This window comes from Carboxydocella sp. JDF658 (genome assembly GCF_002049395.1).
Classification (GTDB): Bacteria; Bacillota.
This window is the reverse complement of sequence record NZ_BDLR01000186.1, coordinates 1-270: the sequence shown is the minus strand read 5'-3', so window position 1 is coordinate 270 and position 270 is coordinate 1. Positions and strand designations below refer to the sequence as shown.

Below are 270 nucleotides of genomic sequence, written 5' to 3'. Positions count from 1 at the left end.
AGCCTGCTTGCGGCTCCCCGGAGCTTTTCGCAGCTTTCCGCGTCCTTCTTCGGCTCTTGGCGCCAAGGCATCCACCGTATGCCCTTAGTATCTTAACCTCTGTTCCAGCTTTTTGTCTGCCTACGGCTCTCACTAGCACCGTTACCGCAAGCAAGCTTGCGACGGTGCTACGTATCTAAAGCCCGGCAGCCAAAAAGCTGTCCCTCGTAGTACTCTTAGATGCTTCGCATCGTTGAGTGTTACCTTACTCTGTGCGGTTTTCAAGGAGCA

At 54.1% G+C, this 270-nt stretch carries 1 rRNA gene; it reads right to left on the bottom strand.

Going from position 1 to position 270, the window contains the following annotated elements:
* A 23S ribosomal RNA gene (locus JDF658_RS13570) occupies window positions 1–98 on the bottom strand; the annotation flags it as partial.
* Window positions 99–270: the final 172 nt, after the last annotated feature.